The following is a 25650-nucleotide window of genomic DNA, read 5'->3' on the forward strand; positions in this document are numbered from 1 at the left end:
AAGGGGGCGCAGGTTTAGGTTATTGCGAACGTATCAGGCGCGGTCGTCGATCAGCACTTCGATCGTGCCGTTCGCGGTCTTGTAGACGCCCAGAACGTTGTCGCTGCTGAAGCCGTCGGCTTCGACCGCGGCGTTGATCTGGTCGTTTTCCGCGACCGAGCTCTGGAAATCGTCCATCTCCATCTCGTTCTCGGCCAGCGCGGTATCCAGCGATTGCGCGTTCTCGTCAGCGTTACCCGAAACCTCCGACAGCCTGATCGTGTCGATCTCGGCATCGGCTTCGACGGTGCTCAGGTCGACTTCGGTGTTTTCGCCGGATTTCATCGACGACAGCACCTTGCCATAGGTCCACTTGTCGCTATTGCCCGAGTCCATGTCGTTCGATGCGCTCATCTCGGACCCACTGTCCATTTCGGTGGTCGAATCCATGCCGGCGGTGCTGTCCATGCTGCCGGTGCCGTCCATGCCGGTGCTCACGTCGGTGTTGGTGCCCATTTCGTCTTGGGGCAGTTCCATGGAGCCTTCGTCTTCGAACTCCACGCCGGGTGCGGTTTCGGTGGTGGTGTTCTCTTGGGCGATGGCCGCGCCGGACACAGAGGCGGCGAGGATCGCGGCAAGGCTCAGGGATTTGCTGTTAAAGGTCATGGGTACGTCCTTTCAGTTTGTCGGGCACCGGGGGGGCGGCGCCTTCATGTCCAATCAACCCGCGCCTTCCACCGATGTTCCTCCGCCGTGGGGCACGTGGCCGGAGAGATGGGCAATCCCGCTTTTTTCCGCGCCGCGGCGTGGCGAATTCATGCCGTTTCTGGACGTGCGGAGGTTCCGCCGGGTCAGCGTCACGGAACCCGTCTCCGGTCATCCGCATTGTCCGCGCCGCCGTCTATTTGACCTTGCCCGCGCACATGCTAGACGGACGCCAACAGTCCGGAGCACATCCCATGAACCTCTTTACCGACATCGGCCATCTGGTGGCCGGCGCCATCGCGCAACTGCAATCCAAGGGCACGCTGCCCGATGGCTTGGACCTGGGTCCGGTCACGGTAGAGCCGCCGCGCGATCCGCTGCACGGGGACATGGCCACGAATGCCGCGATGGTGCTGGCCAAGCCCGCGAAGATGAAGCCGCGCGATATCGCCGAAGCGCTTGCGCCGCTGCTGGCCGAGGACGACCGGATCACGACGGCCGAGGTCGCGGGGCCGGGGTTCCTGAACCTGCGGCTGGCGCCGTCCGTCTGGCAGGATCTTGCGAAAGACGTGATCGCGAAGGGATCGGCCTATGGCCGGTCCGGGATGGGGCAGGGCAAGCGGGTCAACGTCGAATACGTCAGCGCCAACCCCACCGGTCCGATGCACGTCGGGCACGCGCGCGGCGCCATCGTCGGGGACGCGACCGCGTCGCTGCTGGCCTATGCGGGCTACGACGTGACACGCGAATACTACATCAACGACGGCGGCGCGCAGGTCGATGTGCTCGCGCGGTCGGTCTACCTGCGCTATCTCGAAGCGCACGACCTTTCCGTCGACTGGCCGGAGGGCAGCTATCCCGGCGACTACCTGATCGACGTGGGCGAGGCGCTGAAGGCCAAGGTTGGCGACAAGTACCTGGAGGCCGAGGAATCCGAGTGGCTCGAAGAGGTGCGGACCTTCGCCACCGACGCGATGATGGACCTCATCCGCACCGACCTCGCGTCGCTTGGCGTGGTCATGGATCACTTCTTTTCGGAAAAGTCGCTCTACGACACCGGCCTGATCGAAAAGGCCATCGAGGAACTGCGGGACAAGGGCCTGATCTACCGCGGCACGCTGGAGCCGCCCAAGGGCAAGACGCCCGAGGATTGGGAACCGCGCGAGCAGACTCTGTTCAAGTCCACCGACTACGGCGACGACGTCGACCGGCCGATCAAGAAATCCGACGGCAGCTGGACCTATTTCGCCCCCGACATCGCCTATCACTACGACAAGGTCAGCCGTGGCTACGACATGCTGATCGACATCTTCGGCGCCGATCACGGCGGCTATGTCAAACGCATGAAGGCCGCCGTCTCGGCGCTGTCGGAAAGCCGCGTGCCGCTGGACATCAAGCTCATTCAGTTGGTCAAGCTCTTCAAGAACGGCCAGCCTTTCAAGATGTCGAAACGCGCGGGCACCTTCGTTACTCTGCGCGACGTGGTCGAGATGGTGGGTTCCGATGCCGCGCGTTTTCACATGCTGACGCGCAAATCCGATGCAGCACTCGATTTCGACTTCGACAAGGTCAAGGAACAGTCCAAGGAAAACCCGGTCTTCTACGTGCAATACGCCAGCGCCCGGATCTCCTCGGTGCTGCGCAAGGCCGCCGAGGCCGGGATCGACTGCACCGACGACACCCTGCGGGCGGCGGATCTCTCGGGCCTGACCCACGATCTGGAGATCGCGCTGGCCAAGAAGGTCGCCGAATGGCCGCGGCTGGTCGAGATCGCGGCGCGCACGCACGAACCGCACCGGATCGCCTTCTACCTTTTCGAACTGGCCTCGGACCTGCACACGCTTTGGAACGCCGGCAACGACGATACGTCGCTGCGGTTCCTGCAAGAGCACGATCCCGCCGCAACACAGGCCAAAATCGCCCTCGCGCGGGCCGTTTCTGTTGTGATTTCCGGCGGGCTTGGTATCTTGGGCGTAACCCCGGCAACCGAGATGCGCTGACCAAGGCGCGCCATGGCCGGGTGAGGCAGTGCAAGAACCGTTCGGTGGCCAGGGCCGCCGGGGCAGAAAGGCAGACATGGCGACATACGATCAGGCGGGTCCCGTGGCGGGGTCCGAGTCGAAAGGCAATCTGGCCAGTACCGCGAATTGGGCCGGGGCGGTGGTGTCCCTGGCCCTGATCGCCGGCGTGGCGGTCTGGGGCTACCGGTTGCTGGTGCGGGACGTAACCGGCATCCCCGTGGTCGAGGCCACCAGCGGGCCGATGCGCGTGGCCCCGCAGAACCCCGGTGGAGAGGCAGCCGATCATCAGGGCCTGTCGGTCAACGACGTGGCCGGAACCGGCGTCGCCGCCGATCCTGCCGACCGCCTGACGCTGGCGCCGCGGCCGCCGGATCTTTCAGAAGAGGATGTGCCGCAAGCCGAACTGGCGCCGCGCCCTGCCGCGATGCCGGACCAGCGCGATGCGGAAACGCTTCAGCTTTCCGAAGCGGCGCCCGACATGGGACCGGCCGAGGACGCGCCCGCTCCGGCATCAGAGGCCGAAGACACGACTGAGTCCGAAACAGCTGCGGACGATCCGATCCAGGCGCTGGCGGACCAGATCGCCAGTGACATCGAACCGCTGTTCGATCCCGACGCGCCCCGGCCCGAAAGCGCCCCCGCTGTGGCGACGCTCACCCCGCTCGAAACCGAAGAGGCGCCCGTGACCGGCGTGCTGGACAGCGAGGGCACCGTCGCGCGGTCGCTGCGTCCGCGCAATCGTCCCGGCGGGCTGGTCAGCACCGCCCTCGCGCAGCCCGAAGCTGCCCCGGCCGCGCCCCAGGTGGCCGAGATCGACCCCGAGACACTGCCCGCGGGCACCCGCCTCGTACAGCTCGGCGCCTACGATTCAGCCGAGGTGGCGCGGTCCGAATGGGCGCGGCTCGAGGCCCGGTTCGGCGACTACATGGAGGAAAAGGACCGGGTGATCCAGAAGGCCAGCTCCGGCGGACGCACGTTCTACCGCCTGCGCGCGCACGGGTTCGAGGATATCTCGGATGCCCGCCGGTTCTGCGCCGCCTTCGTCGCCGGAGACGCCGACTGCATCCCGGTGGTGTCGCGTTGACGGGCCGCTTTGGCGCGGCGATCCTGGGCTGCGCCGGGCCGCGCCTCGGCCCCGAGGAGCGCCGCTTTTTCCGCGATGCGAACCCGTTCGGTTTCATCCTCTTTGCCCGCAACATCGACAGCGCCGACCAACTGCGCGCACTGACCTCGGAGCTGCGCGACGGCGTCGGCTGGGATGCGCCGATCCTGGTGGACCAGGAAGGCGGCCGAGTGCAGCGCCTGCGCGCCCCCCTGGCCACCGAATGGCTGCCGCCGCTCGAACACGTCGCGGCTCTTGGGGCACATGCAGCGGAGGGCATGGCGCTGCGCTACCAGATCACCGCGCTCGAGATGCGCAGCTACGGCATCGACGTGGACTGCGCCCCGATGCTGGACCTGGCCCGGGCCGACACCCATCCCTTTCTGCGCAACCGCTGCTACGGCGAGACGCTGGAGCAGGTGGTTGCCGTGGGCCGCGCCGTGGCCGAGGGGCTGTTGGCGGGCGGGGTGCTGCCGGTGATCAAGCACATGCCGGGCCATGGCCTTGCGCAGATGGACAGCCACCACGATCTGCCGCGTATCACCGCCCCGGCAGAGACCTTGCAGGCGCTGGATTTCGCGGCGTTCAAACCTTTTGCCGACCTGCCGATGGGCATGACGGCGCATCTGGTCTACGACGCTTTCGACGGCGCGCCGGCCACCATCTCGCCCGAGATGATGCGGCTCATCCGCGACGAGATCGGCTTTGGCGGCTTCATCATGACCGACGATATTTCCATGCAGGCGCTGTCCGGAACGGTGGCCGAACGCGGTGCGGCGGCGCTGGCGGCGGGCTGTGATGCGGTGCTCCACTGCAACGGCGACATGGCCGAGATGGTGCCGCTGATGGAGGCGGCGGGTGCCATGACCGATGCCGCCCAGGCCCGTGCCGAGGCGGCACTGGCCGTGCGCCGCGACCCGGAACCGGTTGACATGGCCACGCTGAGGGCGAAGCTTGAGGCGTTGCCGACGGACCCGCCCGATGACCACCGACCCTGAGACCTTCCTGCCCGAGCCGCAAAGCGTCGCCGACCGCCTGGCGGCGGAGGCGCTGATCGTCGATGTCGACGGCTTCGAAGGCCCGCTCGACCTGTTGCTGACGCTGAGCCGGACGCAGAAGGTGGACCTGCGCAAGATCTCGGTGCTGGCGCTGGCGCGGCAATACCTGGCCTTCGTCGAAAAGGCCAAGGAACTGCGCATCGAACTGGCCGCCGATTACCTCGTGATGGCGGCCTGGCTCGCCTTCCTGAAATCCCGCCTGCTGCTGCCCCCCGATCCCGCCGAAGAAGGCCCCTCAGGCGAGGAACTGGCGGCGCACCTGGCGTTTCAGCTCGAACGCCTGCAGGCGATGCGCGACGTCGCCGCGCGGCTCATGGGCCGCGACCGGCTGGGACGGGACTTTTTCGCCCGCGGTCAGACCCAGCAGGTCGAATGGGTGAGGGCGGTGAAATACACCGCGACGCTGCTGGACCTGATGCAGGGCTACGCGCGCATCCGCACCCGCGACGAATTCCGCCCCTTCGTGATGGACCGCGATTCGGTCTGGACCATGGAACAGGCGCTGGACCGGATGCGCGGCATGATCGGCTTTGCGGGCACCTGGACCGAGATTTCCGCCTACCTGCCCGAAGGCTGGGATGCGGATCCGGTGAAATGGCGCTCTGCCACCGCCGCGACCTTTGCCGCCTCGCTGGAACTGGTCAAGGAAGGCCGCGCCGAACTGCGCCAGTCCGAGCTGTTCGCGCCCATCGAACTGCGTCGTAAGGAGGGCCGCGATGACAGCTGAGCCCGAGAACGATCCGCCGCTGCCCGAGGAGGCCGAGGAGAAGACGCAGGACCAGCAGGGCGAAAGCCTCTTCGCGGCCCCGGTGATGGCCGAACAGGAACGCATGATCGAGGCGATCCTCTTTGCCACCGCCGATCCGGTGTCGGTCAAGGAGCTTAACGCCCGCATGCCGCATGGCTGCGACGCCGCAGAGGCGCTGGTGCATCTGCGCAAGCGCTACGAGGGGCGCGGCGTGCGGTTGGTCAAGGTCGGCGACGACTGGGCCATGCGGACCGCGCCCGACCTCGGGTTCCTGATGCAGAAAGAAACGGTGGAGACCCGCAAGCTGAGCCGCGCCGCCATCGAAACGCTGGCGATCATCGCCTATCACCAGCCGGTCACCCGCGCCGAGATCGAGGAGATCCGTGGCGTGTCGGTGTCGCGCGGCACCATCGACCAGCTGATCGAGATGGAGTGGATCCGTTTCGGGCGTCGCAAGATGACCCCGGGCCGTCCGGTGACCTTCGTGGTGACGCCGGGTTTCCTCGATCACTTCGGGCTGGAAACCGCGCGCGATCTGCCGGGCCTCAAGGAGTTGCGCGCCGCCGGCCTGCTGGACAACCGGCCGCCGCTGGGAGCCTTGCCCAAGGCGGGCGAAGGCGATGTGGACAGCGAGGAAGAGACCGACGAGGGCCAGAGCGAGCTTTTCGAGGACTGACCGGCGCCGCGGCCCTGAAATCTGCACATTCACGTACTATGTTAGGATGGAGCAGCCACAGGAGGGCGCAATGAACGCCAACGGCATCATCAACATGATCACCCGGATGATTTTTCGCAAAGTCATGAACAAGGGCGTGAATGCCGGGATCGACAAGGCTTTCGGCAAGGGCAAGAAGCCGCAGGACATGACACCCGAAGAGCGTCAGCAGGCGCGGCAGGGCAAGCAGAACGCCCGCCGCGCACGCCAGGCCGCGCGCATCGCCCGCCGCGCAGGCCGGATGTAGCGAAGACATGACGCCGCCCCGCGGGGGCGGGACGGCGCTGGTCCGGCATCGCTCGGATACCGGCACCGGACGCCCGGTCGCGCGACTTGGGCGCGAATCCGGACCTCCATTCGCAATCTGTTAACGGATCACCGTGACGATGCGGCGGGTGTCGTTGTCGATCACCACCGGCTGGTTGTTGACGTTGACATAGGAATAGCCTTGCGCCGGCGTCTCGTAGATCGTCACGGTCTCGGGCACACCCGCACCCACGGCAACTTCGCCTTCAAGGTACACCGGCTCGACCGGGTTTTGACGCACGTAGGTCACGGTCTCTTCTTCCACGGTCGAGGACGCTCCTGTCGCAGCACCCAGGATCGCGCCTGCAGCGACGGCGGCGGGACCGCCCACCAGCAGCGCGCCCGCGGCGGCGCCAAAGCCCGCACCGGCGGTGCCGCCGACGGCCTTGTTGCCGTTGTCATAGGTCACGGTCTCGATCTCGATCGTCTGCGGCGCTTGGTACAGCACCACCGGTTCGTTTTCGACCGGGGTCGTCAGGTAGGCGGAATAGGCCCAGCCGGTTTCCCCGCCGAAGGACACTTCGCACCATTCGCCACCCGCAAGGCAGCCTTCGACGGCAACTTCGGCCGACGCCGGGATGACGCTCTGGATGTCGTATTGGGCGCCCGGACCGGAGCGCAGGTTCAGTTCGGTCGTGGTGTTCGCCGAAAGTGCTGCGAGTGCCGGGGAGGCTGCGACGGCGAGGATGACAGAGGAATAAAGTGCGGTTTTCTTGATGTTCATTGGTCTTGTCCTTGTTTTGTTGCGCAAAGGCATGAGCGCCTTCCGTCAGACAAGTCCGGCCCGGCCCATCGCGTTCCGCGGCTTTCCCAAAGATTTCAGAAAGTTGGCGATGCTTGGCCGTGGCGTGATCGCGGATCGGCAAAAGTTTGCCGGTTCCCTGCGCATACGGCGCGTCAGGCGCGAAACTGCTTGGAGAGTTTCAGGCCCTGGCCCTGGTAGTTCGACTTGATGCCCTGGCCGTAAAGCTGTGCTGGCTGCTGAGACATGCGCTCGTAGACCAGCCGCCCGACGATCTGTCCATGCTCCAGAACGAAGGGCGCCTCGTGGCAGCGCACCTCGAGCACGCCGCGCGATCCGGTACCGCCTGCCTGCGCATGGCCGAACCCCGGATCGAAGAACCCGGCGTAATGCACACGGAACTCGCCCACCATGGCCAGGTACGGCGCCATCTCGGCCGCGTAGGTCGGCGGGATGTGCACCGCCTCGCGGCTGACGAGGATATAGAAGGCGTCCGGGTCGAGGATGATCCGGCCTATGTCCGTGCGCAATTCTTCCCAGAACTCCGCCGGATCGTAGGCGCCGATGCGGTCGAGGTCGATGACCCCGGTGTGCGGCTTGGCGCGGTAGCCCACGAGGTCGGTGTCCTCGGGCCGCAAATCGACCGAGAAGCCCAGCCCGTCGCGGATCACCGGCGCGCCGCCTGTCACCAGCGTTTCCGTCGCGTGAAGCGCCGTCAGTTCTGCATCGTCCAGCACCGCCCGCCCGTCGCGGAACCGGATCTGGTTGAGCCGCATGCCGGTGCGCACCAGCACCGAGAACGACCGCGGGCAGATTTCGGCGTAGAGCGGCCCGGTATACCCTTCGGCGATCCGGTCGAATTCGGTGCCGCCATCGGTGATGGTCCGCGTGAGCAGGTCGAGCCGCCCGGTGGAGCTTTTGGCGTTGGCGATGGCGTGGATTCCCTGGGGCAGGGCGAGGCTTTCGAGCAAAGGCACGAGGTAGACGCAGCCCTTTTCCAGCACCGCCCCGTCCGAAAGGTCGACCCGGTGCATCTCGAATTCCTCCAGCCGCTCCGACACCCGCTGACCGCTGCCGGCGAGAAACGACGCCCGCACGCGGTAGGCCACATGTCCCAGTCGCAAATCGAGGCTGGCGGGCTGCACCTGACCCTCGACCGCCGCGACCTCCATCCGGATCGCGCCGTCGGAGATAAGCGTTTCGATCTGCTGGCTTGCAAGCACGCCTGTCATGGCACGGCCCCCGGAAAACTGTTCAGGTCTTCTAGCAAGGCGGGGCGAGGGGGGAAATGCCAAAGCGCGCAGAACGGCGCGGGAACTGGCAGCGAAGGTGTGATTGGTCGGGCTAGCAGGACTCGAACCTGCGACCTTCCGTCCCCCAGACGGACGCGCTACCAGGCTGCGCTATAGCCCGACTGCTGCGTGTCATACCGGTTTTGCGCGCGGGGGCAACCCCGAAATCACACTGCGATGCGATCAGCGGACGCCGCCGGAAAGCCGGTCTTGCAGGGCGCGCAGCTGGGCGACCACCGGGGCCAGCCTTTCGGTATCCTGCGGGGAGAGGTTGTAGAGGCGCGCAAGAGCAGACAGCGGGCCCGTTGACGGTTCTATGGCGTCGAGATCGGGCAGGTCCGGCAGACCCTTGGGCGGTGCGGAGTCTTCCGTGGCCGCTGCGGGACCGTCCGGGGCAGGCGGCTCGGTGGTTTCCTCCGGCTCTGTCTCGGCTGGCGCCGCGTCGACGCCAGGTTCTGCAGTGGCGGTCAGAGGATCGGGCGCGACGTGATCCGGGGCGTCGTCGGGCACAGCGCTTTCGGGGGCGGCGCCTTCCGCGGCCACGGCCTCTGCGCTCTTGGTCTCCAGCGCGGGTGCAAGCGGGGTCTTGAGGAAATCGGGCAAGGGGCTGCTGTCGTCATCGGCAAAGCTGTCTTCGCCGGATGTCTCCGTGTCCTGCGGCATATCGGCCTGTGCGGCACCATCCCGGTCCTGGGCTGGTCCGGTGAAGAGGGAGGGTGCCGGCTCCGGGTCGTCCTCTTCGGGCTGTGCGTCCTGCGGGTCCGGCGCCTCTGCTGCGGGCGGCGGCGCTTGCGGTTCGGGCTCTGCCGCGGAAATCGCGGCCTCGGGGCGAACCGGTGAACCCTCATCGAGCGGTGCGGCCTCCACCTCTGCGGAGGGTGTCGGAACGTGTGTGTCCGGCTCTGCCGCAGAAATCCCGGCGTCGGTCCGATCCGGCGCATCCTCACTTGCCTGTGTGGCCTGCGGGTCCGGCTCTTCTGCGGCGGGTGGCGGCGCTTGCGGTTCCGGGTCTGCCGCGGTGATCGCGGCCTCGGGCAGGTCCGGCGCCTCCTCGTGGGACGCTGCATCCTGCGGGTGAGGATCTTGCTTGGGGTCCGCGAGGATGTCAGGTTCGGATGCCGCCGCGGCGTCCCCGGCAACTGACATCGTCGGACCGTCGGTGGCTGCGGCCTCCGACTCCGCCGAAGTGTCCTGCTCCAGAGAAGACGGCGTGTCCTGGGCAGGTTCCGGGGCGGTCTCCGGCGGCATCGTGTCGACAGGTTCCGTCGCGCGCTCTTGGCCGGATGGGTCGGTGGTCTCGCCGTTGGGGGCCGCCTCGTCGACAGCCTCTTCGGTCTCCGCGAGGGTGGTGACCGATCGCTCCGGATCGGCGAAGTCCATAGCGCCCTGCGGCTCTGGCGTCTGCGGCTTCGGCGCCGGTTCGGAGGCGGCAGGCGTGAATTGCACCACGGTGTCGTCAGGTTCCGCTGCGTCGATAAAGGGCGCGTCCGGGATCTCTTCTTCGGTGTCGTCATCCACCGGGGCGGACAGCGCCGCGACGTGCTTGACCCCCTGTTCGCGCAGGATCTTCTGCACGCCCTTGATGGTCATGCCTTCCTCGTGCAGCAGCGTCTTGATGCCGCCCAGAAGCGCCATGTCGGCGGGGCGGTAGTACCGCCGTCCGCCGGCGCGCTTCACCGGTTTTACCTGGGTGAACTTGCTTTCCCAGAATCGCAGGACATGCGCGGGTGTCTCAAGCCACTCCGCCACCTCGCTGATGGTGCGGAACGCGTCGCGTGATTTTGCCATTTGGGTCTGCCTAGCGCTTGTTGCCGTCCGCCACGCGGTCTTTCATCAGATGCGACGGTCGGAAGGTCAGGACCCGGCGCGGCTGGATCGGCACCTCTTCTCCGGTCTTGGGATTGCGGCCCACGCGGGCGGCTTTCTCACGGACCGAAAAGGTGCCGAAGGACGATATCTTGACCTGCTCGCCGCCGACGAGGGCATCGGACATGTGGGTCAGAACGCTTTCGACGAGTTCGGCGCTTTCGTTGCGCGACAGCCCGACCTCTCGGAACACCGCCTCGCTCAGGTCCATCCTCGTCAAGGTCTTGTCGCCCATGGCCATCCCTCCGATTTTGCACAAGCATAGGGTCTTGTGAATTTCCGAGTCAATATCAATGGCTTGCAACACGGCTTTTAAGCGCTGCGGCGCGCTCTACCAGCGCAGGACGACAGCGCCCCACGCAAGCCCGCCGCCGATCGCCTCGGTGACCACCAGGTCACCCTGCTTGATCTGGCCGCGGTCCTTGCCCACGGACAGCGCCAGGGGAATCGACGCCGCCGAGGTATTGCCGTGATCCTGCACCGTCACCACCACCCGGTCCATCGGCAGGCCGAGCTTTTTCGCGGTGCCCTGGATGATCCGGATATTGGCCTGATGCGGCACGACCCAGTCGATGTCGCTGCTTTCGAGCCCGGCTTTGGCCAGCGCGGTCTGCGCCGTCGCGGCCAGCTTTTCCACGGCGTGGCGGAAGACTTCCTTGCCTTCCATGCGCAGGTAGCCGGTGGACTGGGTCGACACGCCGCCGTCGACATAGAGGATGTCGCGGTGCCGCCCGTCGGAATTGAGATCGGTCGCCAGGATGCCGCGGTCGGCATTGGTGCCGGTGCCGGTCGCGGCCTCGAGCACCAGCGCACCGGCGCCGTCGCCAAAAAGCACGCAGGTGCTGCGGTCGGTCCAGTCCATGATCCGGCTGAAAGTCTCGGCCCCGATGACCAGCACGCGGGTCGCCTGACCGGACAGGATCAGCGCGTTGGCATTGGTGAGCGCATAGACGAACCCGGCGCAGACCGCCTGCACGTCGAAGGCAAAGCCGTGGGTCATGCCCAGTTCGGCCTGTACCATCGTGGCGGCCGACGGAAAGGTCAGGTCGGCGGTCGAGGTGGCGACGATGATGGCGTCGATATCCGCCACGGCGAGCCCGGCGTCGTCGAGCGCGGCGCGCGCCGCGCGGGTGGCCATGTCCGACGTGGTCTGGCCTTCGGCAGCGAAATGCCGGCGCTCGATGCCCGAGCGCGAGCGGATCCACTCATCCGAGGTGGCCAGTGTCTGTTCGAATTCGGAGTTCGGCACGACGCGGTCGGGAAGGTAATGGCCGACGCCGGCGACCTGGGCACGCAACGTCATGAGTGGGTTCCATCCTTGGCCGGGTCGGGTTCGGGCATGATGTCGGCCGCCGAGGCGACCCGTGCGGCCAGCTTGTCGCCAAAGCCGTTCTGCGCGAGCTTGAACGCCAGCTTGACCGCCGCGGACACGCCGGTTTCGTCGGCCGAGCCGTGGGATTTCACCACCGTGCCGTTGAGGCCGAGGAACACGCCGCCGTTGACCCGGCGCGGGTCGATGCGCTTTTTCAGACGTTTGAGAGAGGTCAGCGCCAGCAGCGATGCCAGCCGCGACAGGGGCGAATAGGCGAACGCCTCTTTCAGCAGGTCGCCGATCAGGCTGGCGGTGCCTTCACCGGTCTTGAGCGCCACGTTGCCAGTAAAGCCGTCGGTGACGATCACGTCGCAGCGGTTGCCGGGAATGTCGCCGCCCTCGACGAAGCCGACGAATTCGTAATGCGCCTCGTCGGCCTGCCGGCTGATCAGGTCATGCGCGTCCTTGAGCTCGGCCCGGCCCTTGTGTTCCTCGGTGCCGACGTTCAGCAGCCCGACGCGCGGGCGTTCGAGCGCGAGCCCGTTGCGGGCGTAGGATGCCCCCATCAGTGCGTATTGCAGCAGGTCGCGCGCATCGGCGCGGATGTCGGCGCCGACATCCAGCATGACGTTGAAGCCATGGTCGTTGCGCGACGGCCAGAGGATCGCGATTGCGGGGCGGTTAACGCCGGGCAGCTTGCGCAGCCGCACCATGGACAGCGCCATCAGCGCACCGGTGTTGCCGCAACTGACGGCCACCGTCGCCTCGCCATTGCGGACCGAGTCGAGCGCCGACCACATCGATGTGTCCTTGCCGTTGCGCATGACGTGGCTGGGCTTGTCGTCCATGCGCACGACGCCTTGCGCATCGCGGATGTCGCAGACCTCGGCAAGGCCGCGCTTTTTCGACACCAGCCGGTGCAGTTCATCGGCGCGCCCGTGCAGGAGAAAGCGAATCTCGGGGTTCTTGCGCGCAGACGCGGCAATTCCGGCGACAACCGCCGCCGGTCCGTGATCGCCCCCCATGGCGTCGATGGAAAGCACAACCTGTCCCGTGCCCGCCTTCGTGTGATCCTGCGTAGAGGTCATGCGGTGGGCCTTGGGTCCGGTTTAGGCTGCGTCTTCGTCCAGGTCGATTTCGTCGTTGAGAGCGACGACTTCACGCTCTGCGTAGTGACCGCAGGACGGGCAGACGTGATGCGGACGCTTAAGTTCGCCGCAGTTGTCGCATTCGTTCGGGTTGCCGGCAACCAGCGCATCGTGGGCGCGGCGGTTGTTGCGGCGCGACTTGGAGACTTTGTTCTGTTGAACGGCCATGTCTTGACCTCGATCTTTCGTGTGAGGGCATGGCGGCCATGCCCGGTTGTCGGGATGTCCGGCCTCTTTGACTTAAGGCAGGCAAGGATACAACCCGGAATCCATGTGAAGGCGCGAAAATAGGGGGAAAAATCCAAACCGCAAGCGATTTGTTGCGCAGCCGCAAGGGTCATGTCTCAGCCGTCATCCGAGGCTTTGTTTTTCAGCGCCGCAAGGGCCGCGAAGGGTTTGAGATCGGCGTCGCGCAGCGGCTCTGCGCCGTCTTCTGCAAAGACCGCCTCGCCCAGTTCGGCATCCTCCGCGCGCGGGTAGAGCGGCAGCGCGAGGGTGAGCGCCTCGATCATCACCGCCCGGGTGTCGATGACATCCCCCAACGGTTCCGCGGTGTCGTCCTCGGGCATCTCGATCTCGGCGCCGGGGTCGACCTCGGGCAGCACCTCTTCCGCCGGCAGAAAGCGGCGCGTGACCTCTTCGTCGATGCGGGTGGTGACCGGGGCCAGCGTCACCACGCAGGGCTGCACCACCGTGGCGCCCAGCGTCCCGCTGAGTTCCCAGCCGCGTTTGCCCAGCGGTGCGATCTCGCCCGAAAAGCTCAGCTTGCGCAGCGCGGACAGGCCGATCTGCTCCGCGATCGCGGCGCGGGCCTCGGCCTCGGGACGCAGGTCGAACTGTTGCGGGGTCTTCGACGAGAGCGCCGCGACCCGGAATACGCCGGGGGCGGACTTTGCGTTGGTCATAAGGTAAGCGCTTCCTTTACTTGAACGATCCACATCTCTTATGTAAGCGGAATAGAAGGCACTACCAGCCATGACAAGAGGGGCGGCATGCGAGGCAGACGATCGGGGATGAAGCTGGCGCTTCTTGTGGCCAGCTGTGTCGCGCTCACCGCCTGTACGGAGCGGTTCCGCAGCCATGGCTACGTGCCGTCCGAAGCGGATCTTCAACAAATCGTGGTCGGCGTCGACACCCGCGACACGGTGGCCGAGGTGATCGGCGTGCCGACGACCTCGGGCGTGTTGAACGCCAGCGGCTATTACTACATCGAATCCCAGGTGCGTCATTACGGCTGGCGCAATCCCGAGATGGTCGACCGCCAGGTCCTGGCCATCTCCTTCAGTCCCGAGGGCGTGGTGAACAACATCGAACGCTACGGGCTGCAGGACGGGCAGGTCGTGCCGATCAGCCGGCGCGTGACCGAGTCGGCGGATGGCGACATCGGCTTCATCCGCAAGCTCTTCGGCAACATCGGCCGGATCTCTGCCGAGAACCTTCTGAACCCCGACGGCTGATCGCGCCCCGCCATGCCTCTGCCCGACCCGCCTGAGACCGCCCCGGAGCCGGACGCAGGCCAGGGCAGGGCGCCGGCGCTGACCGGGCTGGAGCGCGGACGCTACCGGGCCCGCGTGGCCCACACCGCGGGGGACGTGGCCGCGGCCCAGGCGCTGCGGCATCTGGCCTTTCACGGGCGGGCGGGCCGCGACCGGGACCGGTACGACGCAAGCTGCGTGCATATCCTCGTCGAAGAGCGGAGCGGCGGCCGGCTGGTCTGCTGCTTCCGCCTGCTGCCTCTGTCCGGCGGCGCGGAGATCGGGCGCAGCTATTCGGCGCAATTCTACGATCTGTCGGCGCTGGAGGCCTTCGCGGGCCCGATGATCGAGATGGGCCGGTTCTGCCTGCATCCCGAGGCACACGACCCCGATATCCTGCGCGTCGCCTGGGGGGCGATGACCGCCTATGTCGATGCGTCGGGGGTCGAGCTGCTGTTCGGTTGCGCGTCCTTCCGCGGCACCGATCCACAGCCCTATTCCGACGCCTTCGCGGTGCTCAAGGCGCGGTCTCTGGCGCCGCGCCGCTGGGCGCCGGGCCTCAAGGCGCCGCAGGTCTTTCGCTTTGCCGCGCGGCTGCGGCGCAAACCCGATGCGCGCAAGGGGCTCGCCGCGATGCCGCCGCTGCTGCGCACCTACCTCGCCATGGGCGGCTGGGTCAGCGATCACGCGGTGATCGACGCCCGGATGAACACGCTGCATGTCTTCACCGGGGTCGAGATCGCCGCCATTCCGCCCGCCCGCAAACGCCTGCTGAGGGCCGTCGCCGGGTAGAGCCCGGAAAATTCGAATTTTCCGGGCCGTTTTCCTAGGGGAAAACGCGCCCCGGCCAAGACCATCGCGCGCCGGTGTCGCTGGACCCTCGGTCCGTGTCCGGCGCACCGGAAACCTCGAGGTTTCCGGTCCGTTTTCCTCGAGGAAAACGCGCCACCTTGACGCCGTGCGCGCCGGGGCCTAGCGGGTGCGCATGGCACAGATACCGCTTTTGCAGCTTTCCGACATTTCCCTGACCTTCGGCGGGGACCCGATCTTTGACCGGCTGGACCTTGTGGTGCAGCCCGGCGACCGCGTGGCGCTGGTGGGGCGCAACGGGTCGGGCAAGTCGACCCTGATGAAGGTCATGGCCGGGCTGGTGGAGCCCGACCGCGGCGAGCGCACGGTGCCGACGGGCGTGTCGGTCGGCTACATGGAGCAGGACCCCGACCTCTCGGGTTTCACGACCCTGGGCGATTACGCCGCCGAGGGGCTGGACCCCGGCGAGATGTACAAGGTCGAACGGGCCGGCGAGGGGCTGAAGTTCGATCCCGACCGTCCCGTCGGCACCGCATCCGGCGGGGAGCGGCGGCGCGCGGCGCTGGCCCGTTTGATGGCGCAGGACCCGGAGCTTATGCTGCTCGACGAGCCCACCAACCACCTCGATATCGAGGCGATCGGCTGGCTGGAAGATGAGCTGAAATCGACCCGCAAGGGCTTTGTCCTGATCAGCCACGACCGGCGGTTCCTGAACGAGCTCACCCGTGCCACGCTCTGGATCGATCGCGGCATGGTGCGGCGGCAGGAGCAGGGCTTTGCCGCCTTCGAGGCCTGGCGCGACAAGGTCTGGGAAGACGAGGACATGCAGCGCCACAAGCTCGACCGCAAGATCAAGGCCGAGGCGCGTTGGGCGGTCGAAGGGATCAGCGCCCGGCGCAAGCGCAACCAGGGCCGGGTGCGCGCCCTCCAGGACCTGCGCGCGGAACGGGCGGGCATGATCCGCCGCCAGGGTGCTGCGGCGATGGACCTGTCCTCGGGCCAGACCTCGGGCAAGAAGGTGGCCGAGATCAAGAACGTCTCGAAAGCCTTTGAAGACGTGACCATTCTCCGCGATTTCTCGCTCACCGTGCAGCGCGGCGACCGGGTGGCCATCGTCGGGCCGAACGGCGTCGGCAAGACCTCCTTCATCCGCCTGTTGATGGGTGAGATCGCGCCGGACAGCGGCACCGTCACGCTGGGCACCAACCTGTTGCCCGCCGTCTTCGACCAGACCCGCGCGAAGCTCGACCACGACGCCTCGCTCTGGGAGAACCTGACCGGCGATCCCGAGATGCGCGTGTCGGGCAAGGCCGACCAGATCCTCGTGCGCGGCCAGCCCAAGCATGTCGTGGGCTACCTCAAGGAGTTCCTGTTCGACGAACGCCAGGCCCGCGCGCCGGTCCGAGCCTTGTCGGGCGGCGAAAAGGCGCGGCTGCTGCTGGCCAAGATCATGGCGCGGGAAAGCAACCTGCTGGTGCTGGACGAACCGACCAACGACCTGGACGTGGAAACGCTGGACCTTTTGCAGGACCTGCTGGGCGAATACGACGGCACCGTGCTGCTGATCAGCCACGATCGCGACTTCCTCGACCGGGTGGCGACGACCACCGTGGCGCTCGAAGGGCAGGGGCGGGCCACCGTCTACGCCGGCGGGTGGAGCGATTACCAGGCGCAGAAACGGGCGCAGGAGCCGGGGCCCGCGCGCGACGTTGCCAAGTCCGCGGGTTCTGCGAAACCGGAAAAACAGGCGACCAAACCGGCGCCGCGGAAGGCCATGAGCTTTACCGAAAAGCACCGTCTCGAGGCGCTGCCCGCCGAGATCGAGAAGCTGGAGGCGGAGATCGCCAAGCTCGAGCAACTGCTGGCGGACCCGGACCTTTTCACCCGCGAACCGGTGAAGTTCAAAAAAGCGACCGAAGCGCTGGTGACGCGCCAGGAGGCGCTTGGGAAAGCCGAAGAGGAATGGCTGCATCTTGCCGAAAAGGCGGAAGGCTAGGGCGGTTTCGGCCCGGGCGCGGTGGTAAGTTAACTTCCGCAGGCTCTGCGAGGTCAGACGGCGCTACCGAGGGTCCGCCTCGACCGGTTTCACGAAGCCGAAAAGCCGCGCGGACAGCATCAGCTCGAACACCGTCATCAGGATGCGCAGCACGTGGTGCAGTGTCACCAGCGCCGGGCTGACCGCGAGGCTCAGCGCAACCAGCGACATCTCCGTCACGCCGCCGGGCGCAAAGCTCAGCAGCAAGGTTAGAAAGCCGAGGTCCGTCACCATCAGCAGCCCCCAGGACAGCGCCGCGCCCACCGCCAGCATGAACATCACCGACGCGAGGCTCAGTCCGAGCGACCGCCGCAAGAGCCGCCCCGTGACGCCCCGAAATCGCATGCCGAGGCTGACGCCGACCACCACCTGCGCCACGGCGATGAGCCAGAACGGCAGGTGAAGGTCGACGAGACCCGAGAGCGTCAGCGCCGCCGAGAGCAGCATCGGGCCGATGAGCTGCGAGGCGGGAAGATGCACCAGCCGCGCGAAGGCCAGCCCCGCGGCGGCGGCAAGGGCGATGACCGCCAGCGAAAGCGGAGGCACGGGCGCATCGCCGCCCGGCACCACGCCCGCCGCCGTGCCCACAGGCGCGCCGGACCAGATCGACAGGGCCGTGGGCACCAGCGTGATCACGAGGATGATGCGCAGGAACTGCTGCATGGTCAGCACCCGCACGTCGGCGCCCACGGTTTCGCCCATCAGGATGCTTTCCATCAGCCCGCCTGGCGTGGCGCTGTAGAAGGCCGTGGCGCGGTCGAGACCGCCAAGGCGGTGAAAGATCAGGTAGTTGCCGGCATGGGCGATCAGCACGAAGACCAAGAGCGCCGCCACGGTCAGCGGCAGCGTCACCAGGGCGCGCGCGAGTTCCGGCGTGACCTGCGTGCCGATCATCACCCCGATCATCGCGATGAAACCGTTGCGCAGGCCTTGCGGAAAGGTGTAGCCGCGCAGCCCCGTCTCTCCGGCGAAGGCCACCACCAGCGCGGTGACCAGCAGGCTGCCCAGCATCCAGGGCATCGGCACCGACAGCTTGGCGGCGAGCGCACCGCCGGCGCCGCCCGCGAGGCACAGCGCGAGCGAGAGCAGGATCGTCTGCGGAGAGGGGAGCGAAAAGGACATGGTCGCCCATGACTTAGACCGTCCCGCCCGGTTGGACAATTCGGTTTTCCGCTTGGCCCGTGGCGGTGCCGTGTTACCTGCCCGGGATGGAGCCGTTCTTTATCGGATCGCAGATCTACCGCGGGTCGTCCTACGGACGGTTGCACCCGCTGTCGATCCCGCGCGTGCCGACGGTCATCGACCTCTGCCGCGCCATGGGATGGCTGGACGAAGCGCGTTACCGCACCAGCCCGCGCGCCAAGCCGGCCGCGCTTCTGGGCTTTCACACACCGGACTATGTGCAGGCGCTGGTGGCCGCTGAGGCGGCGCAGGAGGTGTCGGACGCGGTGCGTCTGCGCCACGGGCTGGGCGACATGTCGAACCCGGTCTTTCCCGAGATGTACCGCCGTCCGGCGACGGCCGTGGGCGGCGGGCTGCTGGCGGCGGAACTCGTCGCGCAGGGCGGCGTCGTCTACAACCCCGGCGGCGGCACGCATCACGGTCTGCCCGACCGTGCGTCGGGGTTCTGCTATCTCAACGAACCGGTGCTGACGATCCAGCGGCTGCTGGCCATGGGCCTGCGCCGCGTCGCCTATGTCGACATCGACGCGCATCATTGCGACGGGGTGGCAGTGGCCTTCGACGGGTCCGACGCGGTGCGGATGATCTCGGTGCACGAGGACCGGCGCTGGCCCTTCACCGGCGCGCTGGAGGACACCGGCGGCGGCGCGGCGTTCAACCTGCCGGTGCCGCGCGGCTTCAACGACAGCGAATTCGCGCTGGCGCTTGACGAAATGATCCTGCCCGCCGTGGCGGCGTTCGCCCCCGATGCGATCTACCTGCAATGCGGTGCCGATGCCGTGACCGAGGATCCGCTGTCGCGGCTGGCGCTGTCCAACCGCAGCCACTGGCGCGCGGTCCGGGACCTGAGCGCGCTGGCGCCGCGGCTGATCGTGGCGGGCGGCGGCGGCTACAACCCCTGGACCGTGGCGCGGCTCTGGTCCGGGGTCTGGGCGACGCTCTCGGGGCAGGAGATTCCGGATCGCTTGCCGGACATTGCAAGCGCCGTGCTGCGAGGGCTCGGCTGGGTCCGCAAGGTACAGCCGTCGGAGGCGCTGCTGACGACGCTGCGCGACGCCCCGCGCGACGGGCCGGTGCGCGACGAGTTGCGCCGCGGCGTGGCGCAGTTAAGGGCGCGGTTGTGATCCTCGCGCGCGCCCGGAGCGGGCACCGTCGCCCGCCTCTTTCACGGGTGCGCACGCCCGTGCCGGAGCATCGGTTCGCCGGATACCGGCGTTTTCGAGAGGCCTGAGGGCATGCGGATCGTCACGACAGCCCAGACGCCGAAGACCGCGCGAGCGGTATAGCGTCCGTAAGTCAAGGCGGGCCGCACTTGTCTGGAGGACGCATCCGCGCAGGCGGGAATCTGCAGCGGATGCGCATTATGCTCGACGGCCAAGGTCAGTTTTCGAGACGGGACCCCAGTTCCTGCTGCAGTTCCGGATCCGTCTGAGCCATCTGGAGGATCTCGACGTAGCGATCAACGCCGATATTCGGTGCGTCCTCGATGGCCTGCGTCATTTCGATCTGAGCCTGGTTGACGATGGACTGTTGTTCCTCCTCGCTCGCGGCGGCTTCGAATTCATCGCTGTACGATTGCTCGATGGCCACGACGTCCTTGTAGGCCACGACGAAGGCATCAAGCTCGGTGTCGGGAACTTCGGTCGCGGGCTGCGACTCTTGTGCCATTGCAGGCGCGACCAGCGCCGGAGCGACGGAAAGAGTGACGGTCGCAATGGTCACGGCGACTGTGTTCTTCAAGGTCATATCGTGCTGTCCTTCCTTTTTGTCTGACAGGTGGACCAGCACCTAACCATCTGTCGCCATGACGCAAATGGACGGGCGTGTTCCTGCCGATCAAGCGCATTCGGATCGCCGAAACACGCCGATCGCCGCATGGGCTGCAGTTTCGGTCGGCCGGTGTATTGACCATTCCCGGCCCCGGCGTACTGTCCGCGTATGAACGCTTCATTTTGCCCTATGGACGCTGCTGGCGTCACGGCCCCGCCCATCCGCGCTTTTGCGGCGCACGTCTGGCAGATCGCACCGGCGCAGGTCAGAAACGCGGCCTTCGGTCTTGGCCTGTCGCTCTGCGCTGCGGCGATGGTGTCCGCGGACGAAGGCGTTCAGGGCTGGATTCCCGAAGTGCTCGCCATGCCCGAGGATGCAGAGGTGGTCGTCGATCGGGCCATCGGCTCCACGGTGCGGATGTATTCCATCATGACCGGCGCGGACATCGACGTGCTGTTTTCCGAATGGGAAGAAAGCCTGGGAAACAACGGCTATCCCGTCACCGAGGACACCGAGCAGGTGCTGGATCGGGCGATCGAATTTTCCGGTCCCGGCATCGTCAATGCAAAGATCATCGCGGCACCCGCATCCGAAGACGGGAGACGCATCATCGAGTTCGACGCGACCCTCGACTGAGGCGGCGTGGTTCTGATTGCGAGAGCCTGTTGCCCCTTTTGGCGTGATGGTTCGAGGCCCGTGCGCCCGCCTGGCGTCGCACATTTCCTCTCATTCGCGTGCCGCACGACCGCCGGCACAGCGGGTGCGGCCGTCGATGCCCGGGAAGCCATGGCGTGATCGTGGAGCGGGTAACGGGAATCGAACCCGTAACAAGAGCTTGGGAAGCTCGTGTGATACCTTTTCACCATACCCGCATCACGGCTTTCGGATTACGCCCGGGCCGCGTGTGCGTCAAGGGCTGTCGTCAGGCGCGTCTGCGCCGACGACGCCCGCCGCCGTCGTCTCCGCCGGTGTTGAAGCTGACCTCGGGCAGGGTCACGATCTGCATCAGTTCCGGAAAAGGCGCGGTCTTGTGCGGGATCGCGTTGGCGGCGACGAAATGCTCCTGGAAACGCGGCTCGATGGCGGTTTCGACCTTGGTGATGCGCCGCACGCGGCCCTCGATATCCGCCCGCGCACCCAGGTTGCAGAGGGCGATGCGCGCGCCCGTGCCTGCGGCGTTGCCGGCGCTGGTGACCTTGTCGAGTGGTACGTCGGGGATCATGCCCAGAACCATGGCGTGTTTCGGCGAGATATGCGCGCCGAAGGCGCCCGCCAACACCACGCGGTCGACCTTTTCGACCCCCATCTCGTCCATCAGCAGCCGCGCACCTGCGTAAAGCGCCGACTTGGCCAGTTGGATGGCGCGGATGTCGCCCTGGGTCACGGTGATGAGCGGGCCACCGTCGGCGGTGCCGTCATGGATGACGTAGGAATGGGTGCGGCCCTCGGGGATCATCCGGGCGGTGCCGGTCTGGTCAGCCGACCCCATCAGACCCGAGGGGTCCATGAGCCCGGCGAGGCGGAGTTCCGCCACCGCCTCGATGATGCCCGAGCCGCAGATGCCGGTGATGCCGCTATCGGCGGCGACGAGGTCGAAGCCCTCTTCGTCGGACCAGAGGTCCGAGCCGATGATGCGGAATCGCGGCTCCTTGGTCTCGGGGTCGATGCGGATCGCTTCGATGGCGCCGGGTGCGGCGCGCTGGCCACTGGAGATCTGCGCGCCTTCGAAGGCGGGACCGGTGGGCGAGGAACAGGCCAGCACGCGGGAGGTGTTGCCCAGCAGGATCTCGGCATTGGTCCCCACGTCGACGATCAGCACGAGGTCTTCGGAGGTGTGCGGCTGCTCTGACAGCGCCACGGCGGCGGCATCCGCGCCCACGTGCCCGGCGATGCAGGGCAGGACGTAGACCCCGCCCGAAGGCGGCAGGCTGGTCAGGTCGAGTTCCTTCGCGGTGAGGTTCATCGCGTCCGACGTCGCCAACGCAAAGGGCGCCTGGCCCAGTTCCACCGGGTCGATGCCCAGCAGCAGGTGGTGCATCACCGGGTTGCAGACAAAGACCGTCTCGAGGATCAGCGACGGGTCGATCCCGGCCTCTTTCGCGATCTCGACCGCCAGCGCGTCGATGGCCTCGCGCACGGCGCGGGTCATCTCGGCATCGCCGCCGGGGTTCATCATCACGTAGGACACCCGGCTCATCAGATCCTCGCCAAAGCGGATCTGCGGGTTCATGATGCCCGAGGAGGCGACGACCGCACCGGTGTCGAGATCGGTCAGGTGTGCGGCGACGGTGGTCGAGCCGAGGTCGATGGCCAGCCCGTAAATCCCGCCCTCGTGCAGCCCGGGCCAGGCGGCGACGAGCCGCGGCGTGTCGGTGGCATGGGTCTTGTGCAGGGCGACGGTGATGGTCCAGCCGCCCTTGCGCAGGATCGGTTGCAATTTCGAGAGAGTCGGCAGGTCGGTGGTGATGCGGGGGATCTGCCACTGCTCGGCCAGTGCGCGGCCGACACGCTCCAGGTCGCCGGTGGGTTCGTGCATGTCGGGCTCGGCCACCTCGATGTAGTAAAGCCGGGTGGCCGGATCCATCAGGATGGTCCGGGCCGAAGCCGCCTTGCGCACCACCTGCCGGTGAACCTGGCTTTCGGGCGGCACGTCGATCACCACGTCGTTCAGAATCTGCGCCTGGCAGCCCAGACGGCGGCCCGGTTTGAGCCCGCGCTTTTCGTCGTAGCGCGCCTCGACCTTGTTCCAGTCGCTGAGCGCACCGTCGCGGACGGTGACGCCATGCTTGGAGAATTCGCCGTAGGACGGGGTGATCTGGCATTTCGAACAGATGCCGCGCCCGCCGCAGACCGAATCGAGATCGACGCCCAGCTGTCGCGCGGCGGTCAGCACCGGCGTGCCGCGGGCAAAGCGCCCGCGCTTGCCCGAGGGGGTGAAGACGACAAGGGGATCGGTGGTCATCGAAGCATCCTGCTGGTTCGGTTGCCGGGGGCCGGCTTTCGGGCACCATAGTCGGAACGCGGGCGAGGGAAAGCCCGTGTTGCGTCATGCGCGCGGGCAAAACCGTCGCGGGCGCGGCTCAGCCTTCGTCGAGCCAACGCAGGATCTCGCCGCGGTTGCCGTCAAGCTCGGGCGCCGGGGCGCGGGTGGTGCGGTCCTCGGCATCCGACAGCTTGATCGGATTCCCTGCGGCCTTGAACGCCGCCCGCCCGTTGCGGTCGAGCACGTCGACGACCATGTTGCGCGCCGCGATCTGGGGATCCTTCAGGACCTGGTCCAGGCTCTGGATCTGGCTCGCGGGGACACCCGCCGCGGTGAGTTTCGCCACCCAGTGCGCGCGGGTCTGATCCAGGGTCACCGCCTCGATCAGCCGCTTCAGCAGCCGCACGTTGGTGACGCGCGCCGCGTTGGTGGCGAAGCGCGGATCGTCGGCGACGGGCAGGTCGAGCACGAGGCAGAGCTTTTCGAAGAGCACGTCGTTTCCGGCGGCGATGACGAAGAAGCCGTCGGAGGCCTGGAACGATTCGAACGGGGCGATGGAGGGATGGCGCGACCCGGTGGGGCCGGGGGCCTTGCCGGTCACGGTGGTGATCGCCAGCGCGTGTTCGAGGATCGCGAGCTGGCTGTCCAGCATCGACACGTCGACGCGCCGGCCCAGCCCGGTGCGCTGCCGGTCGTAAAGCGCCGCCAGCACTCCCTGTGTCAGGTACATGCCCGCGGCAATGTCGCCCACGGAGGCGCCGGCGCGCACGGGGCCGCGGCCCGGCTCTCCGGTCACCGACATGACGCCGCCGCGGGCCTGGGCGATCATGTCGTAGGCGGGGCGGCGCGCGTCCGGCCCGGTCTGGCCATAGCCCGAGACCGATCCGTAGACCAGCGCCGGGTTGGCGGCATGCACATCCGTCCAGCCGTAGCCCAGCCGGTCCAAAACGCCGGGACGGAAGTTTTCCAGCAGCACGTCGGCGCGGGCCAGAAGCCGGTCGAAGATGGCGCGGTCGGCCTCCTTCTTGAGGTCGAGCGCGATGGATTTTTTGGAATGGTTGATGGCGGCGAAATAGCCGCTCTTGCCGTCCTTGAAGGGCGGGAAGGCGCGGGTGTCGTCGCCGCTGCCGGGGCGTTCGACCTTGATGACCCTGGCGCCGAGATCGGCCAGGGTCAGCGCGCAGAACGGGCCCGCGAGCACATGGGTGAGGTCCAGAACGGTGAGACCGGAAAGCGGAAGGGACATGGCGATTCCTCTGCGTTCTTTGCAACTGCAGCATGCCCTCCTTGCGAGGGAACGGCAGGGGTCTGCAAGGGGGGCATCGCGATTTTACCGCCTGCCGGGCGCGATGGGCGCATTGCCGCCGGTTGTTGGGGCGTCCTCGCGTCAGGCGTGCGTCGCCCGCGCGTGGAAGACGAAGCCGAGCAGGTTCATCAGCACCTGCGCCCCCAGGATCGACGTTGATCCGGTGGGATCGTAATCCGGCGCCACCTCGACCAGATCGATACCCACCACCCGGTGCCTGCGCGCGACCGCCTGCAAGAGTTCCAGCACCTCGTAATAGAGAAACCCGCCGTGGCTCGGCGTGCCGGTGCCCGGCGCGATGGAGGGGCAGAAGGCGTCGATGTCGAGCGTGATGTAAACCTGCGCGCCCGCGGGCAGCCGCGCCGCCACCGCCTCCGTTCCCAGCGCGCGCGCCTGCCGCACGGACAGGATGTCAGACCCCATGGCGCGGGCATCCTCGTAGCCCTCGCGCGCGGTGGAGCTGACGTTGCGAATCCCCACCTGCGTCAGCCCCGTGACAAAGGGCAATTCGGCCGCCCGGCGCATCGGGTTGCCGTGGCCGGTGCGCACCCCGTGGCGTTCGTCGACGAAATCGAGATGCGCGTCGATCTGCAGCACGTGGATGTTGCCCTGGCCGTCGAAAGCGCGCAGGGCGGGGATGTTGACCGAATGGTCGCCGCCGATCACCACCGGCAATGCCTTGGCCGCGAGGATGGCGCGGACGCCCGCCTCGATATTGGCATGGCTCTGCGTCGTGTCCGTGTGCACGATGTCCGCGTCGCCCAGGTCCACGACCCGCACCTCCGGCCCGAGGTATGTGGCGTCATCCTCGTGATCATAGGCCCCGGCATGTCCGAAGCTGAAGAGAGTCGAGGCCTCGCGCAGCCCGCGCGGGCCAAACCGCGCCCCGGCGCGGTACTGCGTGCCCGCGTCGAACGGCGCGCCGAGGATGCAGGCATCGGCGTCGATGGCGCTCCAGTCCGCCATGTAGGGCTTCTTGGCAAAGGTGCAGATGCCGGTGAAGGGCAGGTTCAGGCGGCCGGTGGCATAGCTGTGCGACATGGGGGGCTCCTTGCGGTCGGTGCGAGGATGGCCCCGAACGGCGCGCGGGGAAAG

Annotated in this window: 25 protein-coding genes and 2 tRNA genes; 11 read left to right on the top strand and 16 right to left on the bottom strand. The window is 67.2% G+C overall.

The genetic code is table 11. The annotated features are described in order from the left end of the window. Positions 1-33 precede the first annotated feature (33 nt). The gene (locus DU478_RS07665; RefSeq protein WP_114510366.1) at positions 34-645 is read right to left on the bottom strand and encodes a hypothetical protein; all 612 of its coding nucleotides are present in this window, start codon (positions 643-645) and stop codon (positions 34-36) included. Between the two features lie 293 nt (positions 646-938). Between DU478_RS07665 and argS the strand changes: the two genes are divergently transcribed. From argS to DU478_RS07690, 6 genes are all read left to right on the top strand, one after another. Then, positions 939-2684: an arginine--tRNA ligase gene (gene argS, locus DU478_RS07670; RefSeq protein WP_114510367.1), complete on the top strand. Its 1746-nt coding sequence runs from the start codon at positions 939-941 to the stop codon at positions 2682-2684. A gap of 76 nt (positions 2685-2760) precedes the next feature. Next, positions 2761-3789, top strand: a complete 1029-nt coding sequence (locus DU478_RS23300; protein WP_233501152.1) for an SPOR domain-containing protein — start codon at positions 2761-2763, stop codon at positions 3787-3789. After that, positions 3786-4805, top strand: coding sequence for a glycoside hydrolase family 3 N-terminal domain-containing protein (locus DU478_RS07675; RefSeq protein ID WP_233501153.1), 1020 nt, complete (start codon positions 3786-3788; stop codon positions 4803-4805). Before DU478_RS23300 ends, DU478_RS07675 begins: the two co-directional genes overlap by 4 nt. Further along, entirely contained in the window at positions 4789-5592 is an 804-nt protein-coding gene (locus DU478_RS07680) for a segregation and condensation protein A (protein ID WP_114510369.1), read from the top strand. Before DU478_RS07675 ends, DU478_RS07680 begins: the two co-directional genes overlap by 17 nt. Beyond that, on the top strand, positions 5582-6289 hold the full coding sequence (gene scpB, locus DU478_RS07685) for an SMC-Scp complex subunit ScpB (RefSeq protein ID WP_114510370.1): 708 nt from the start codon (positions 5582-5584) through the stop codon (positions 6287-6289). Before DU478_RS07680 ends, scpB begins: the two co-directional genes overlap by 11 nt. 70 nt (positions 6290-6359) lie before the next feature. Further along, entirely contained in the window at positions 6360-6575 is a 216-nt protein-coding gene (locus tag DU478_RS07690) for a hypothetical protein (protein ID WP_114510371.1), read from the top strand. Between the two features lie 120 nt (positions 6576-6695). On the opposite strand, the gene DU478_RS07695 is transcribed toward DU478_RS07690, so the two are convergent. From DU478_RS07695 to DU478_RS07735, 9 genes are all read right to left on the bottom strand, one after another. Further along, positions 6696-7358 (bottom strand): DUF1236 domain-containing protein, encoded by a 663-nt coding sequence (locus DU478_RS07695; protein WP_114510372.1) that lies wholly within the window; start codon positions 7356-7358, stop codon positions 6696-6698. 173 nt (positions 7359-7531) lie between these two features. Then, on the bottom strand, positions 7532-8608 hold the full coding sequence (locus tag DU478_RS07700; protein ID WP_114510373.1) for a 2'-deoxycytidine 5'-triphosphate deaminase: 1077 nt from the start codon (positions 8606-8608) through the stop codon (positions 7532-7534). A gap of 104 nt (positions 8609-8712) precedes the next feature. Beyond that, positions 8713-8789: transfer RNA gene (locus tag DU478_RS07705), tRNA-Pro, on the bottom strand. Positions 8790-8851: 62 nt separating this feature from the next. After that, the gene (locus DU478_RS23305; RefSeq protein WP_233501154.1) at positions 8852-10456 is read right to left on the bottom strand and encodes a MerR family transcriptional regulator; all 1605 of its coding nucleotides are present in this window, start codon (positions 10454-10456) and stop codon (positions 8852-8854) included. A 10-nt stretch (positions 10457-10466) separates the two neighbouring features. Further along, positions 10467-10769 (bottom strand): integration host factor subunit alpha, encoded by a 303-nt coding sequence (gene ihfA, locus DU478_RS07715; protein WP_114510506.1) that lies wholly within the window; start codon positions 10767-10769, stop codon positions 10467-10469. 96 nt (positions 10770-10865) lie between these two features. Next, positions 10866-11837: a beta-ketoacyl-ACP synthase III gene (locus DU478_RS07720; protein WP_114510374.1), complete on the bottom strand. Its 972-nt coding sequence runs from the start codon at positions 11835-11837 to the stop codon at positions 10866-10868. Next, positions 11834-12934 carry a phosphate acyltransferase PlsX gene (gene plsX / locus DU478_RS07725; RefSeq protein ID WP_114510375.1) on the bottom strand — a complete coding sequence of 367 codons (1101 nt, stop codon included), beginning with the start codon at positions 12932-12934 and terminating at the stop codon, positions 11834-11836. Before plsX ends, DU478_RS07720 begins: the two co-directional genes overlap by 4 nt. Positions 12935-12955: 21 nt before the next feature. Beyond that, a complete protein-coding gene (gene rpmF / locus DU478_RS07730; protein ID WP_114510376.1) occupies positions 12956-13162 on the bottom strand; it encodes a 50S ribosomal protein L32 in 207 nt (68 codons plus the stop codon). A gap of 176 nt (positions 13163-13338) precedes the next feature. Further along, positions 13339-13899 carry a YceD family protein gene (locus DU478_RS07735; RefSeq protein ID WP_233501155.1) on the bottom strand — a complete coding sequence of 187 codons (561 nt, stop codon included), beginning with the start codon at positions 13897-13899 and terminating at the stop codon, positions 13339-13341. Positions 13900-13986: 87 nt separating this feature from the next. Here DU478_RS07735 and DU478_RS07740 point away from each other — a divergent pair, with 87 nt between their 5' ends. The 3 genes from DU478_RS07740 (at position 13987) to DU478_RS07750 (ending at position 17275) form a co-directional block, all read left to right on the top strand. Continuing rightward, entirely contained in the window at positions 13987-14451 is a 465-nt protein-coding gene (locus DU478_RS07740) for an outer membrane protein assembly factor BamE (RefSeq protein ID WP_114510378.1), read from the top strand. A 12-nt stretch (positions 14452-14463) separates the two neighbouring features. Beyond that, positions 14464-15261: a GNAT family N-acetyltransferase gene (locus tag DU478_RS07745; RefSeq protein WP_114510379.1), complete on the top strand. Its 798-nt coding sequence runs from the start codon at positions 14464-14466 to the stop codon at positions 15259-15261. Positions 15262-15454: 193 nt separating this feature from the next. Beyond that, entirely contained in the window at positions 15455-17275 is a 1821-nt protein-coding gene (locus DU478_RS07750) for an ABC-F family ATP-binding cassette domain-containing protein (protein ID WP_114510380.1), read from the top strand. A gap of 63 nt (positions 17276-17338) precedes the next feature. On the opposite strand, the gene DU478_RS07755 is transcribed toward DU478_RS07750, so the two are convergent. After that, on the bottom strand, positions 17339-18436 hold the full coding sequence (locus DU478_RS07755) for an AbrB family transcriptional regulator (RefSeq protein WP_114510381.1): 1098 nt from the start codon (positions 18434-18436) through the stop codon (positions 17339-17341). An 86-nt stretch (positions 18437-18522) separates the two neighbouring features. Between DU478_RS07755 and DU478_RS07760 the strand changes: the two genes are divergently transcribed. Then, the gene (locus tag DU478_RS07760; RefSeq protein ID WP_114510382.1) at positions 18523-19620 is read left to right on the top strand and encodes an acetoin utilization protein AcuC; all 1098 of its coding nucleotides are present in this window, start codon (positions 18523-18525) and stop codon (positions 19618-19620) included. Between the two features lie 256 nt (positions 19621-19876). Here DU478_RS07760 and DU478_RS07765 read toward each other — a convergent pair whose 3' ends face one another. Further along, positions 19877-20242 carry a DUF4168 domain-containing protein gene (locus DU478_RS07765; RefSeq protein WP_114510383.1) on the bottom strand — a complete coding sequence of 122 codons (366 nt, stop codon included), beginning with the start codon at positions 20240-20242 and terminating at the stop codon, positions 19877-19879. A gap of 213 nt (positions 20243-20455) precedes the next feature. On the opposite strand from DU478_RS07765, the gene DU478_RS07770 reads away from it, so the two are divergent. Next, positions 20456-20902, top strand: coding sequence for a hypothetical protein (locus tag DU478_RS07770; protein ID WP_114510384.1), 447 nt, complete (start codon positions 20456-20458; stop codon positions 20900-20902). A 162-nt stretch (positions 20903-21064) separates the two neighbouring features. Here DU478_RS07770 and DU478_RS07775 read toward each other — a convergent pair. The 4 genes from DU478_RS07775 to speB all read right to left on the bottom strand — a co-directional run bounded on the left by DU478_RS07775 (position 21065) and on the right by speB (position 25596). After that, positions 21065-21138: transfer RNA gene (locus tag DU478_RS07775), tRNA-Gly, on the bottom strand. A 50-nt stretch (positions 21139-21188) separates the two neighbouring features. After that, on the bottom strand, positions 21189-23228 hold the full coding sequence (locus DU478_RS07780) for an ASKHA domain-containing protein (RefSeq protein ID WP_114510385.1): 2040 nt from the start codon (positions 23226-23228) through the stop codon (positions 21189-21191). A 118-nt stretch (positions 23229-23346) separates the two neighbouring features. Then, complete coding sequence (locus DU478_RS07785) at positions 23347-24495, bottom strand: CaiB/BaiF CoA transferase family protein (RefSeq protein WP_114510386.1); 1149 nt, start codon at positions 24493-24495, stop codon at positions 23347-23349. Between the two features lie 141 nt (positions 24496-24636). Continuing rightward, positions 24637-25596: an agmatinase gene (gene speB / locus DU478_RS07790; RefSeq protein ID WP_114510387.1), complete on the bottom strand. Its 960-nt coding sequence runs from the start codon at positions 25594-25596 to the stop codon at positions 24637-24639. Positions 25597-25650: the final 54 nt, after the last annotated feature.

Source organism: Thalassococcus profundi (assembly GCF_003344785.1).
GTDB lineage: Bacteria > Pseudomonadota > Alphaproteobacteria > Rhodobacterales > Rhodobacteraceae > Puniceibacterium > Puniceibacterium profundi.

Bases quoted from the DNA above. Each gene is read 5' to 3' on its own strand.
- DU478_RS07665 (WP_114510366.1), bottom strand. From the start codon at position 645: ATGACCTTTAACAGCAAATCCCTGAGCCTTGCCGCGATCCTCGCCGCC.
- argS (WP_114510367.1), top strand. From the start codon at position 939: ATGAACCTCTTTACCGACATCGGCCATCTGGTGGCCGGCGCCATCGCG.
- DU478_RS23300 (WP_233501152.1), top strand. From the start codon at position 2,761: ATGGCGACATACGATCAGGCGGGTCCCGTGGCGGGGTCCGAGTCGAAA.
- DU478_RS07680 (WP_114510369.1), top strand. From the start codon at position 4,789: ATGACCACCGACCCTGAGACCTTCCTGCCCGAGCCGCAAAGCGTCGCC.
- scpB (WP_114510370.1), top strand. From the start codon at position 5,582: ATGACAGCTGAGCCCGAGAACGATCCGCCGCTGCCCGAGGAGGCCGAG.
- DU478_RS07690 (WP_114510371.1), top strand. From the start codon at position 6,360: ATGAACGCCAACGGCATCATCAACATGATCACCCGGATGATTTTTCGC.
- DU478_RS07695 (WP_114510372.1), bottom strand. From the start codon at position 7,358: ATGAACATCAAGAAAACCGCACTTTATTCCTCTGTCATCCTCGCCGTC.
- DU478_RS07700 (WP_114510373.1), bottom strand. From the start codon at position 8,608: ATGACAGGCGTGCTTGCAAGCCAGCAGATCGAAACGCTTATCTCCGAC.
- DU478_RS23305 (WP_233501154.1), bottom strand. From the start codon at position 10,456: ATGGCAAAATCACGCGACGCGTTCCGCACCATCAGCGAGGTGGCGGAG.
- ihfA (WP_114510506.1), bottom strand. From the start codon at position 10,769: ATGGGCGACAAGACCTTGACGAGGATGGACCTGAGCGAGGCGGTGTTC.
- DU478_RS07720 (WP_114510374.1), bottom strand. From the start codon at position 11,837: ATGACGTTGCGTGCCCAGGTCGCCGGCGTCGGCCATTACCTTCCCGAC.
- plsX (WP_114510375.1), bottom strand. From the start codon at position 12,934: ATGACCTCTACGCAGGATCACACGAAGGCGGGCACGGGACAGGTTGTG.
- rpmF (WP_114510376.1), bottom strand. From the start codon at position 13,162: ATGGCCGTTCAACAGAACAAAGTCTCCAAGTCGCGCCGCAACAACCGC.
- DU478_RS07735 (WP_233501155.1), bottom strand. From the start codon at position 13,899: ATGACCAACGCAAAGTCCGCCCCCGGCGTATTCCGGGTCGCGGCGCTC.
- DU478_RS07740 (WP_114510378.1), top strand. From the start codon at position 13,987: ATGCGAGGCAGACGATCGGGGATGAAGCTGGCGCTTCTTGTGGCCAGC.
- DU478_RS07745 (WP_114510379.1), top strand. From the start codon at position 14,464: ATGCCTCTGCCCGACCCGCCTGAGACCGCCCCGGAGCCGGACGCAGGC.
- DU478_RS07750 (WP_114510380.1), top strand. From the start codon at position 15,455: ATGGCACAGATACCGCTTTTGCAGCTTTCCGACATTTCCCTGACCTTC.
- DU478_RS07755 (WP_114510381.1), bottom strand. From the start codon at position 18,436: ATGTCCTTTTCGCTCCCCTCTCCGCAGACGATCCTGCTCTCGCTCGCG.
- DU478_RS07760 (WP_114510382.1), top strand. From the start codon at position 18,523: ATGGAGCCGTTCTTTATCGGATCGCAGATCTACCGCGGGTCGTCCTAC.
- DU478_RS07765 (WP_114510383.1), bottom strand. From the start codon at position 20,242: ATGACCTTGAAGAACACAGTCGCCGTGACCATTGCGACCGTCACTCTT.
- DU478_RS07770 (WP_114510384.1), top strand. From the start codon at position 20,456: ATGGACGCTGCTGGCGTCACGGCCCCGCCCATCCGCGCTTTTGCGGCG.
- DU478_RS07780 (WP_114510385.1), bottom strand. From the start codon at position 23,228: ATGACCACCGATCCCCTTGTCGTCTTCACCCCCTCGGGCAAGCGCGGG.
- DU478_RS07785 (WP_114510386.1), bottom strand. From the start codon at position 24,495: ATGTCCCTTCCGCTTTCCGGTCTCACCGTTCTGGACCTCACCCATGTG.
- speB (WP_114510387.1), bottom strand. From the start codon at position 25,596: ATGTCGCACAGCTATGCCACCGGCCGCCTGAACCTGCCCTTCACCGGC.